Consider the following 11,492-nt stretch of genomic DNA (forward strand, 5'->3'; position numbering starts at 1 on the left):
CCCCGAGAAGCCCCACGGCCGGCGCGGCCTGTAGCTTCGTTTGCACTACATCTGAATTTGCACAAAAAATGGACGCAAAGCCCGTCGGCGGGAGGGGGATAAGTGCTTTTTCACCTTCTTTTTTTCATCGTGGCTATTTTTTGCGGGCCGGTGCTCATAGCCCAGCATGGACAGATATCAGAATGATTTGTGACAGAGGGGAACTGCTGTCAGCGGGTCTTCCATGAAAACTTGTGATAAATTACGACCGCCAAAAAAACTCAATCAGGAAGGAATCTGATATGGCAAAACCTGCCGCTCGTGTATCTGACCCTACCGCCTGCCCACTCCCAGGGCATGGTACAAACCCAATCGTGTCGGGATCTCCCGATGTTTTTTTTGATGGTTTAGCCGCTGCCAGAGAAAATGATAAAAGCGCGTGTGGAAGTCCGTTGGTTGGCAATCTTTCCAAGACTGTCTTTATCAATGGACTGAATGCCGCGATGGTTGGGAGTACCGGCTCTCACGGAAACTCTGTAACTGCGGGCTCTAGCACGATCATTATCGGGGATACTCATACTCCTGCTCCTTTCATCCCTCCTTTGCCTTTGTCTTTCCAGAAAGTATTCGGACAGTCGTTCAGTATCAGTGATAGTGAAACGGGCAAGCCCCTCGCCCTCAGGGAGTTTATTGCGACCGTTGACGGCGTACAAACTCCAGGTGTGACGGATGCGAATGGGATCGCTCATGTAAAGGCCCCTTCACCGAACTCTCAGATATCACTCCATATCAAATTCAGCGCTCCCGCCAGGACGCTTCACGAACTTTCGGAGGGGCACTGATGGGTGCGAAGTTTGCAACACAGGCTACTGCGCAGGAGATAAAACCTGGCGAGCTAATGTGTCCTGTCCCGATTACGGTAAATGATCGTGCGGCCACTCGTGAGGCAATAATAAAAAAAGTCCAATCGCTAGGACACACCTTCACGGAGCGCTCAGGGTGGGGGGCAGTGAAAGGTAAGCCAGATATGGCGATGGACTGGGATTACACCATGATCGCCCTGCACCACGCTGGCCGGTCATACGAATGTACTCCGGGGGGAGTGAAGCAAATGCAGGGCGTTCAAGCCCACCACATGGGCAATCAATATGACGATATAGGCTATCACTACGGGATTGCCTGTGACGGCACCGTATTGGAAGGACGTGATATCAGGCTTCAAGGATCGAGCGTTCACCTGTTCAATACGGGGGTAATTGGCATCGTGCTTCTTGAGAATCTGACCACGGCAGAAGAAGGCGGAGACTACGTTGCGACAGGACGAAAAGCTCTTGAGTCCATAGGGATTAGCACAACAAATGTCATACCAGATACGCAAATCGATACATTATTGCATCTGATGGAAGTGCTGAAGAGTGTGTTTTTTATTAAACGCTTTGGCGGCCATAGAGAGTTTCCAGGGCAAGTGAGTGAAGGGAAGATTTGCCCAGGCAATATCGGAATGGAGCTTGTAAGGAACATTCGAACTAAAACGCAGCTTCTGCCACCACCTAGACCTCAAGCAGAATGAAGTACCTTGTATTGATAGGGCTTCTCATATTTCTGGTGGTTCTGAACGTGGGGTACTACAATGAAGTTTCAGACGGTGAAGTTAATACGATTTTCTTTATTAAAAAGTCACCCACGCTGCGAATGAAGTTTTTTAACATTCACGCCAATGACGGGGAGTATCGGCGCGTGGACAAGCTCAGCAATGAGTTGCGACAGGATATAATCGATTACTGCAAATATAGATTGGGCATTGTAACAGAGGTAAAAACCCAAGCTGATATTGAAATGTGCGCGAAAAGGTAAGAGCGCTCAGCGGGATAGGGGCGCAATGCACCTATCCCGCGACACTGGGTCAGTTTTCGGTCAGCGGCAACACCCATGTACAAGAACCAGTCAGTCGAGAGTCTCGATCAGACAGTCGAGACCAGGTAAGAAGATCCACCGTTGGCCAAACGGTTATCGAAAAGCTGACCCACGAGATTACGCAGCTCAAGCGCATCAAGTTTGCCCAGCGCAGCGAGCAATTAAGTCCAGACCAAGACGGTCTGCTTGATGAGCTGATTGACACTGACATTGCGGCCAGTGAAGCAGAACTTGAAGTGCTGGAACCTGCTCGTGCTTCGACCGAGGTTCGGCAAAAGCCTACGTACCACCTTGCCGCCGCAGCTTCCGCGCGCTCTGATCCATCACGAACCCGATAATAGCCACTGCCAGTGCAGCTGCGCCCTCAAGCGCATCGGCGAGGATGTCAGCGAGAAACTCGACTACACGCCAGGCGTGTTAACCGTTGAGCGTCACATCCTTGGCAAGCGGGCCTGCGATCAGTGCGGAACCTTGATCCGGGCACCGGTTCCGGCACAGATCATCGATAAAGGCATTCCGACCGCCGGGTTGCTGGCCCACATCATGATCGCCAAGTTCGCGGATCATTTACCACTCTATCGCCAGGAGTCGATTTCTGGTCGATCCGGTTTAGCCATCGTCCGTTCGACCCTGGCGAAATCTCGGCTGGCAGCCCGTGGAAATTTACCGACAGATGAAATTCTCTTTGAAAAGAGCCTGAGATAATAACTAAAAAATGTACCGACCAGACGCTTACCGATCACTACCCAAAAGCACAAAAAAATTGAAAAACACCGTACATTTACACATACTAATACTGCAATTTTCAGAATGGACTCTCCAGATGCCCTTTGCCTTACCGCACCCCCATATTATCCACGCCATGATATTGACCAGTATGACCTTCACCACGATTGCTGCCGCCAACAGCTTCGACTGTACCAATGCCGATACTCCTACAGAAAAAGCAATCTGTTCCGACCCTTACACGCTTGGATTAGATAGTAAATTGGGGCAGGCATGGAAAATGGCAAAGGCGACAGTGAAAGACACCGCGATGCTGACGGCTGATCAACGCCAATGGATTAAAAACCGAGATTACTGCGCTACCGACTTTCATTGTATACGAGTCAGTTACTCGACGCGGATTGTAGAACTCCAGCATGCAGGCAAACCGTTCAACTGGAAAGGAACTTGGCGACGTGTCCCATGGGGGCGTTTCGACAGTGCCGAATGGAAGATAACCGGGCGCGCACCTAAGTTAGGATTTACCGTAAAAGCAGCAACTAAAATGACCTCAGGAATGTTGACCGGCACTTTCAACCTGGAAGGCTCCGAAGGTATTTATCACAGCGAAGACTGCACATTAATATTGACACCAACCACCGCTCTCCTTAACGTCATCCAAGTGGGCGAATGCCGCGGAACTGACGCAGTCTTCGGTGGACGTTATGTAGTATCCGAACAACCACTTGATTCGAACTATGACCTCCTGTCCCTGGGACTGGTCCGCACACAGGAGGAAGACGATGCAGCTCGGCAGTTGCTTAAGGACGACTATCAAACCGTTCTGGATGCCAGTGACTCGATTTACTACGTAGACGAGTCAGCCGCAGACAACCTAGGGGCCCAAGTCACCCAAATTCGGGTATTAGGGCTTCCGCCTCCCAACGCCGCACTATTAATGCGCGGGCGCGACGCTCAACTTTGGGTCGCGGTGCTGGTCAGCGATCAGAAGCAAAATTACCGCGTGCGCTACTACACGAACGTGCAGGGCTGGAAAGGACGTTTACCAGGCCCGATTCAACGCTGGTATGCCGAACAATTCAATTGGCGAAAGGCGCCATTGGATTACATGCCGTAGTGCAAAAGCACATGAGTTAAATAATAAACGGGCAGCCCCTTGATCATCGGAGGATCGCACTTCAATACACTCAAGAATCGCTGGGCCGCCTTCGTGGCATCGCAGCTTCACTCCCACCTCACTAACGTCAAAAACTAAAGCCCTTGAGCAACGGGGACACCCATTAGCCGTTCTCAAGTCAAGGTTAAAAGCCAGCACCCCCTGCAGTTTTTAACTGCAGGGTTTACCCTTTAAGTCAACCTAATCGGTTGAACCCGTCGAACCCGCTTCCTCGTCATGGGCTACGACGAATCTGCCCGACACCCATGTGGATCAAGCGGTAGCGATACAGCAAGCACCGCCCTGCCAGTTAGAGGCACAGCTGCTGGTGCCTCGCCGACGTGCGTGAGTCCAGCTTGTGGGCTATTGGTGTATGGCCCGACATTGAGTCGGGCTGACGACCATCACCTCATGCAGCAGCCTCGTCCTCCTCCTGGCGACTGAGCAGCAGCCGGATTCTATCGACCAGCGCATTCATCGCTTGAGCAGTGCTTAGGTAGCCCGTTTCCGTACTGTTCATGCATACCATCCCCAATGGGGTGTCTTCGAGCCCAAGGCCACTTTCAGACTTGTTATCTCCGTTATTTGTATCTCCGATCAAATCCATCTTCGCAAGTTCGAGGCTCTACAATTTAAAAACGCGACAACCAACATTGAATTCAGTGAACATTAGCATGTGAAGCATCAACTTTCAAACATACAGGCTCGACAATTTCCTCATTACGCACCGTTACTGAGCACTTGAAAAACTCATCATCGATTAACTCCAGCGGAGTTAACTTTAAAGTTAGATCAAGAGTATCATCTATGAATCTGGCGTCATCAAGCGCTACGCTTGCGTATCCATCGCGAAAGCTTTTACCAAAGACCGAACAAAACTCCTTCGTGAAAAATGCCTTCCCCTTACTGCCTGGTTTTAATATTTGAATAAATATGCACGGACTATCGAGAGTTTGGTAGTATCGAACTGTTTCTCCGGATACTTCTCCGGTATCAGCTTTGTACACGCTGCTTATAGTCGACTCTGCAGCAGAGGTGCTGCCACAGCTAAGCACTAACAACAATATCGCTGCTTTTTTCATGTTATTACTCCTGTATATAGCTTACTCTTCTTGAAAATCTATCTTGTGGTACATTAGACCAATTTGATTGATTTGATATTTTCGCTTTAAATTCTGTCAAATCACTACCAACAAAACTACCCTGAATCAACTCTCTTGAGCTGGGTGTGTAATCTCCTCGATAGATGAGATCGATTACTACATCTCTGATTTTTGGTGTTACGCCATCCCAGCTCAGGACTCCATATGTATTTTTGTTGAATTGTTGCGCTGAAATACTAATAACTCTACCTTTCATATACTCATAAATTGGCGAGAACAACATATATTGCTGCTTTCTCGTTATCTCTAGTTTTCGCATGCTCAGCGGAGCTGCATGTAAATAATTTTCTGCACTTTGTCCCTGTAAACCTTTGGCGCCCACTAACCATGAGAGAAGTGGCTCTTGCACTCCGGCGCTTGTAAGATCTTCCTGGGGGTTAGGGCGCTGACCTAAATCATAGCCTCGTCCAATTGTGACACCTGATACTCCCCCTGGCCAATGTGCTACGCGGCTGAAGTACATGTGAAGTGGGTGATTAGGGGCGGAATAGTCATTACCCTCGGCATCAAAGGTGAGTTGTCCGTAAGGAACAATCAGCCATTTCAAGTTATCTCCGTCATTCACTGCTGCAAAACCTGACATTAACCCCACCGGATGAACATGCCAAACCTTCCCATCCGCACTAACCCCATGCTTCCCCGCCAAATCCCCCCACCAAGCCAATTTCTCAATCCGCTTCTTCTCCGCCACCCAACTCACATTAGGTTGCGCCGCCGTATGCCCCATCAGTTCATCCAGCGCGTCCCACTTCTCGGCCTTGTAGTACCACTCACTCTCGTACTTGGTCACCAGTTGTGAAATGGATTGCGCGAACCAAGGTTTGGCCAAGGCTGCACGGATTTCGTTGGCGGTGAGTTTGTCGTCTTTATCAGTATCGATGAGGTTGTACAGACGCTCTTTCACCGGGCCGCTGGTGGAGGTGCTGACTTTGGGCAGGAAGGTCGCTTTTTCGGTGTCATTCAGCAGGTTGCGCTCGTGGAAGTTGGCCGCCAGGTGATCGACGTTGCTGACGGTTTCTTCGATGAACTCGAAGCCTTCCCATTCCCATGGATTGTGGCGTGTGGTCATCAGGTCCTGTTCGGCCAGCCAACCGCTGATGGGGTTGCCCTGGGCGTCGCCCAGCAGGTCTTCCAGGTGCCACCACAGGGTATCGCTGCCGCCTTGCGAGGTGGCCGACACCTTGATTTTCTTTTCGGCCGGCATGGCTTCCAACACGCTGACGGGGATGATCAGATCATATCCAGTCATCGTTCCATCATCGCTGACCTTAGGCGGGTTGGTGCTGCTGATGTCGGCGCGGTGGGTGATGAGTTTGGTGTTCTTGTACACCTTCATCAGGTTCTTCTGGTCGGCCGGCAAAGCATTTGCCTTGCTGCGGCTTTGCGTGACGAAGTCCTTCACGTCGTCGCAGCTGAACACTTCCAGGTGGACCAAGTTGCGTGGACTGCCTTCGTCGTGATTCTGGTATTGACCTGCGTGGCCCACCAGGTCTCCGGCCTTGATAGTGACAGGCGTGTCGAGCACTACCACGCTGCCCATGGCCTGGGGCTCACTCTTGGTTTCCAGCGAGGGCAACCAGACAAAGCCCGGCAGGCTGCCGGAGGCGTCGGCGGTGAGCGCCGGAACCGGAACACCGCTGATGATCTCGACCAGCTTACGGTATTGGCCGCTGGCGCCCTCTTCGCTGATCTTGACCTGTGTGCCGGTCGGCAGCACGGACAGGATGTCCCCGCTGGTGGCGGCAGTCTTGTGCACGTTCAGCCCCTTGACCTGGGTGGCGGGAACGTCGTCGCCTTTCTTGCCGATCAGGTACTGGTTGTTGCCCAGGCTACTCATATTATTTTTGTAGATCCAACCGGAGTCTGCCGCCAGGCCACTCATCTCGGGGGAAACGCTGACGACCTTCAGCCATTGACCATTCGCACTGGCATCACCGGTGGTCACCGTGGTGCCTTGCGGCAAGGTGGCAAGGATTTGCTCGTAGCCCTGCGTATTCTTCGGAGCGGCGTGTACGTTAAGCCCCAGCACCTTGTCATTGGCACTGGCACGGACCTGGTAGGTGCCACCGCTCCAATAGGCAGGACGTTCCGGTGCAGGCGACGTTGTGTTATAGCCGGCCATGTCCAGTAGGTGCATATAGAGGCTGTAGAACACCAATGTCGGCCCGCCTGCGGGCGCCGGGGCCGCTGTGGCGCCTGCAGCCGTTGCCGGAGCGGGCGGCGCGGGCACTTCCAACTGGTGCTTGACCAGCACAAACCCCGTGGAGGCAATGGCGTTACGGTCGCTGTAGGCGGAGACAGGGTAAGCCTCGTCAATGCGATAGGCGATCACTTGCCCATCGGCAATGCAACGCACCTCGCTGTGCGGTAACACCAGGCCCGTGGCCTCGTCGAAATGCACGCCACCATGCCACAGCCCGTTGCTGCCCAATGGGTAATAGCCATCATTGGCCTTGGCCAACGCCGCGTAGTACTGCTGCGGATCCGTAGCTTCGGCACCGCCCACCTTGAAGGGGTACGACCACTTTTTAACCTTGACTGTATCGGTCATCTTTACTGCTACCTGATCCTGTGTGCGTGGCTTTCATCAGCCCGAGAAGTTCATCATCCGTGCAGGCTTTTGGGAGACCTTTTCCTGCAGTGCATTCACCAACGCCTGCTCCATCAAACTCCCGGCCTTGTCCTTAGCCGCCGCCCCCGGCAGCACCGGCGGCTTGATCCCGATCCCAGTCCCGCTCCCCGCAGATCCACCGGCATTGTTCTTCACCACTGGCCCAACCACCGAAATACCACCGGCATCGAGCTTGATGAAGCTGCCCCCGGCCTTGATCGTGAGTTCCGTTTCGGCCTCGATGACGATCTTGTCCCCCGCCTTGAGGTGAATCTCTTTCCCTACACGGGTCAGTTGCGCGGTGCCGAGTTTGATGTGCTGGTTCTGCCCAATCGTCAGATGGTCGTCCATCCGGGTCTCGGTCTTGCGGTCCGCAACGGTGGTGCGGTGTTCTTCGGCTTTCAGCTCGGTGTAGGTGTTCTTCTCCACCGTGTCGTGGCGTTCGTGGCCGACGCGAATCTTCTGGTCATGCTCGATGCTTTCGTCCCAGTCGCGCTGGGCGTGGATAAAGATTTGCTCGGCGCCTTTCTTGTCTTCGATGCGCAGTTCGTTGTACCCGCCGCCACCCGGTGAACTGAGGGTTTTGAACACCGTGCGGGTTTTGTTCGCCGGCAGTTCATAGGGCACCTGGTTTTCCTTGTGGTACAGGCAACCGGTCACCAGTGGCTGGTCGGGATCGCCTTCGAGGAAGGTGACGAGCACTTCCATGCCCACGCGCGGGATGCTGATGGCACCGTAGCGGTCGCCGGCCCAGGCGCTGGAGACGCGCAGCCAGCAGCTGGTCTTGTCGTCGGCCAGGCCTTCGCGGTCCCAGTGGAATTGCACCTTGACGCGGCCGTACTGGTCGCAGTGGATCTCCTCACCTTTGGGACCGGTGACCGTCGCGCTCTGGCTGCCGAGCACCCGGGGTTTGCCGTGTTCCAGCGCCGGACGGTAGAACACCGCCCACGGGGTGGCGAGGAAACGGTTGCGGTAGCCCTGGTGGAAGTCGTCCTTGTTGGCGGTGGTGTCGCTGGTCACCGACTCTTCAAGCACTTGCGGTTGTTTGCCTTCATGGACGACTTCGGTGAGCAGCCAGAGATCGTTCCACTCGCTGCGCGGGTGGTCGGACATTTCCAGGAAGTGGCCGCTGCTGAGCGTGGTCTGGTCGCCCCAGCCTTCGGCTTGCTGGTAGTCGGCGCGGTGACGCTCCAGCGCACGCTGGCTGAGAAACTTGCCACGCGCGCGGTCGAGGAAGCGGCCCGGGTAGTCGTAGTCTTCCAGGTCCGGTCCGGTGCTTTCGCCGTCGGGCTTGTAAGCCGCTTCAAGCTGCAGGCTGGGCTTTTCGAAGTTGTAGTCACGTCGGGTGACACGACGGGTGCGGGTTTCCAGGCGCAGTGTGAAACCCTTGATCACCGGCTCATCGGCGACCATGCCACTGCCTTGCACATAGGCGGTTGGCTGGCCGAGTTTCGGGAACACCGTCTGGTCGTCGCCGAACACCAGCAGGTGGGCCTTTTCGCTGTGCTGGAAGTGGTAGTGAATACCCTCCTCTTCACACAGGCGCTGGATGAAATGCAGGTCGGTTTCGTCGTACTGCACGCAATAGTCGCGATCCGGGCACGGTTGGCCGAGCTGGAAACTGTAGGCGTTGCTCTTGATGCCGTGCTCTTCGAGAATCAGCGCGATGATTTTCGGCGCCGACATCTGCTGGTAGATGCGCTGGTTGGTGCGGTGATGCAGGTATTGCAGTTGCGGCACCAGGGAGACTTTGTAGCGGGTCAGACGCTTGCCGGCATCGCCCTGGGCCACCTGATAGATCTGCCCATGGATACCGCTGCCGTTGGCGTCCAGGGCAAAGAACGCTTGTTGGTGGAGGAGGGTTTCGATGTCGACGTCGGCGCGTTCGCTGACTAGGTCGATCTCGAAGCGGTAGGGCTGGCTGATGCCCTCGCTGCCGGTGAACGCGAGGACCTGGAAGTCGCTTTCCAGGCCATCGAAGGTGATACTGAATTGGGTCTGATCCGCAGGTACGAACATTCCATGTCCCCTTGCTTGGTGCGGGTATCGAGCAGGCAGGAACGCTTGGATCCAAGGCTTCCTGCGCTGGGCGCGGATCCTAGCATAAAAAACGTGTGCAACTTGTTAGGAAAGCCTGGGCCTCGCGGCATAGCCAGTCCAAGCTTTTTGCCGCCCCCCCCAGACGCGTAGAAGAATCGGGTGACGCACTTCTAGGGCTACCTATCAAGACCTCATCGCAGTCGATGTCCAACCCCCGGATTTGTTGGCTGGCTATTGTTTCAAGCGATACGTATCGCTGAGTCGTAAGCCAGCCACTTGGTAATGGCAGAGGCACAACTGCTGGTGCCTCGCCGACGTGCGTGAGTCCAGTCTGTGGGCTATTGGTGCATGGCCCGGCATTAAGTCGGACTCACGACCATCACCTCATCCAGTCGCCTCGTCCTCCTCCTGGCGACTGAGCAGCAGCCGGATTCTATCGAGCAGCGCATTCATCGATTGAGCCGTGCTTAGATAGCTCGTTTCCGTACTGTCCATGCATACCATCCCCAATGGGGTGTCTTCGAGCCCAATCTCCTGGTACGCCATCCAGAATACCTCTTGATGTTCGTCGTCGCAGCGATTGGCGTACTCCTCGTTAATCTGTGGCACGCAGTCGAATAGCATGGAGAGCGTTGTCGACTTGACCTGCTCATCACCCAGAGCATCCAGAGTGACGAGGTAGGCCGGCCCACTCGTGCGAGCGACGGCTTCCATCAGCCGGCTGATGGCAATTGCCGCGTGTGATTCAGATAACGGAAGCAGCGGATTGATGTATTGCGGATTCCACGGCCATCCGGCCACCTATTCCATGAACATCCGGCCACTGATTCCACGGTGATCCGGCCACCCATTCCACGCACATCCGGCCACCCTTAAGGCAGGCAGCGACGCAGGATTAATTCACTACCATCGACCTCTTTTTTCGAAGCAGAGAGGTCGTCGTGGAGCGGTTATCCATGCGTAAGATTCGAGAAGTACTGCGTCTCAAATTTGAGGTCGGTCTATCTGCCCGCCAGATCGCGGTCAGCTTGCAAGTCGGGCGAGCCACTGTCGGTGATTACCTCAATCGCTTTGCTGCCAACGGGCTGACCTGGCCCACGGCATTGTCGGACGTTGAACTGGAACAATCTCTGTTCCCGCCAGCGCCGACGGTTCCCAGCGAGCAACGCCCGATGCCTGACTGGGCATGGGCTCACGCCGAATTGCGCCGCCCCGGCGTGACACTGGCCTTGCTCTGGCAGGAGTATCGACTCAGCCATCCGCAAGGCTACCAATACAGCTGGTTCTGCGAGCACTACCGCCTCTGGGCCGCCAAGGTCGACGTGGTCATGCGCCAGGAGCACCGCGCCGGCGAAAAGCTGTTCGTCGATTACGCAGGCCAGACCGTGCCGGTCATCGACCGGCAGAGCGGAGAGATCCGCCAAAGCCAGATCTTCGTTGCCGTTCTCGGCGCCTCCAGCTACACCTTTGCCGAGGCCACCTGGTCGCAGAAGCTACCTGATTGGCTGGGCTCACACGCTCGCTGCTTCGCTTTTCTTGGTGGCACATCGCAGATCCTGGTGCCGGACAATCTGCTCAGCGGCGTCACCAAGGCGCATCGCTACGAGCCAGATATCAACCCGAGTTACCGCGATCTCGCCGAGCACTACGGTGTCGCCGTAGTGCCCGCTCGCGCCCGTAAACCTCGGGACAAGGCCAAGGTCGAAGTCGGAGTCCAAGTGGTCGAGCGCTGGATCTTGGCGGCCTTGCGCAACCGCCAGTTTTTCTCCTTGGGCGAACTCAACATGGCGATCGGCGTACTGCTCGAGCGTATCAACCAAAAGCCCTTCAAGAAGTTGCCGGGCTCGCGCCGCTCGGCCTTCGAGGCCATCGACCAACCCGCGTTGCAACCGCTGCCAGGCCA

General features: G+C 55.0%; 9 protein-coding genes and 1 pseudogene. 6 read left to right on the forward strand and 4 right to left on the reverse strand.

Translation table 11 applies throughout. The features are described 5' to 3' along the window. Positions 1-281: 281 nt before the first annotated feature. The 5 genes and pseudogenes from M5B99_RS28930 to M5B99_RS28950 all read left to right on the forward strand — a co-directional run bounded on the left by M5B99_RS28930 (position 282) and on the right by M5B99_RS28950 (position 3,736). A complete protein-coding gene (locus M5B99_RS28930; protein ID WP_248807347.1) occupies positions 282-821 on the forward strand; it encodes a PAAR domain-containing protein in 540 nt (179 codons plus the stop codon). Then, positions 821-1,549, forward strand: coding sequence for an N-acetylmuramoyl-L-alanine amidase (locus M5B99_RS28935; RefSeq protein WP_248807348.1), 729 nt, complete (start codon positions 821-823; stop codon positions 1,547-1,549). Before M5B99_RS28930 ends, M5B99_RS28935 begins: the two co-directional genes overlap by 1 nt. Continuing rightward, entirely contained in the window at positions 1,546-1,833 is a 288-nt protein-coding gene (locus M5B99_RS28940) for a hypothetical protein (RefSeq protein WP_248807349.1), read from the forward strand. The genes M5B99_RS28935 and M5B99_RS28940 overlap by 4 nt, the downstream gene beginning before the upstream one ends. Positions 1,834-1,957: 124 nt before the next feature. Then, positions 1,958-2,532, forward strand: a pseudogene (locus M5B99_RS28945) (transposase); the annotation flags it as partial. A gap of 184 nt (positions 2,533-2,716) precedes the next feature. Continuing rightward, the gene (locus M5B99_RS28950; protein WP_248807350.1) at positions 2,717-3,736 is read left to right on the forward strand and encodes a lysozyme inhibitor LprI family protein; all 1,020 of its coding nucleotides are present in this window, start codon (positions 2,717-2,719) and stop codon (positions 3,734-3,736) included. Positions 3,737-4,434: 698 nt separating this feature from the next. On the opposite strand, the gene M5B99_RS28955 is transcribed toward M5B99_RS28950, so the two are convergent. From M5B99_RS28955 to M5B99_RS28970, 4 genes are all read right to left on the reverse strand, one after another. Beyond that, positions 4,435-4,857, reverse strand: coding sequence for a hypothetical protein (locus tag M5B99_RS28955; protein ID WP_248807351.1), 423 nt, complete (start codon positions 4,855-4,857; stop codon positions 4,435-4,437). A 4-nt stretch (positions 4,858-4,861) separates the two neighbouring features. After that, complete coding sequence (locus M5B99_RS28960) at positions 4,862-7,489, reverse strand: pesticin C-terminus-like muramidase (protein WP_248807352.1); 2,628 nt, start codon at positions 7,487-7,489, stop codon at positions 4,862-4,864. 36 nt (positions 7,490-7,525) lie between these two features. Further along, positions 7,526-9,568, reverse strand: coding sequence for a type VI secretion system tip protein TssI/VgrG (tssI, locus tag M5B99_RS28965; protein ID WP_248807353.1), 2,043 nt, complete (start codon positions 9,566-9,568; stop codon positions 7,526-7,528). Positions 9,569-9,973: 405 nt separating this feature from the next. Continuing rightward, the gene (locus M5B99_RS28970; protein WP_248807354.1) at positions 9,974-10,390 is read right to left on the reverse strand and encodes a hypothetical protein; all 417 of its coding nucleotides are present in this window, start codon (positions 10,388-10,390) and stop codon (positions 9,974-9,976) included. A 155-nt stretch (positions 10,391-10,545) separates the two neighbouring features. On the opposite strand from M5B99_RS28970, the gene istA reads away from it, so the two are divergent. Beyond that, positions 10,546-11,492, forward strand: a 947-nt coding sequence (gene istA / locus M5B99_RS28975) for an IS21 family transposase (RefSeq protein ID WP_248807355.1), incomplete at its 3' end; no start/stop codon positions are given.

Origin of the sequence: Pseudomonas sp. MWU13-2100, from assembly GCF_023242365.1 — a bacterium.
GTDB lineage: Bacteria > Pseudomonadota > Gammaproteobacteria > Pseudomonadales > Pseudomonadaceae > Aquipseudomonas.

What these genes read in the sequence shown, in the direction of transcription:
- M5B99_RS28955 (WP_248807351.1), bottom strand. Translation starts at nt 4,857, where the DNA reads ATGAAAAAAGCAGCGATATTGTTGTTAGTGCTTAGCTGTGGCAGCACC.
- M5B99_RS28960 (WP_248807352.1), bottom strand. Translation starts at nt 7,489, where the DNA reads ATGACCGATACAGTCAAGGTTAAAAAGTGGTCGTACCCCTTCAAGGTG.
- M5B99_RS28930 (WP_248807347.1), top strand. Translation starts at nt 282, where the DNA reads ATGGCAAAACCTGCCGCTCGTGTATCTGACCCTACCGCCTGCCCACTC.
- tssI (WP_248807353.1), bottom strand. Translation starts at nt 9,568, where the DNA reads ATGTTCGTACCTGCGGATCAGACCCAATTCAGTATCACCTTCGATGGC.
- M5B99_RS28935 (WP_248807348.1), top strand. Translation starts at nt 821, where the DNA reads ATGGGTGCGAAGTTTGCAACACAGGCTACTGCGCAGGAGATAAAACCT.
- M5B99_RS28950 (WP_248807350.1), top strand. Translation starts at nt 2,717, where the DNA reads ATGCCCTTTGCCTTACCGCACCCCCATATTATCCACGCCATGATATTG.
- M5B99_RS28940 (WP_248807349.1), top strand. Translation starts at nt 1,546, where the DNA reads ATGAAGTACCTTGTATTGATAGGGCTTCTCATATTTCTGGTGGTTCTG.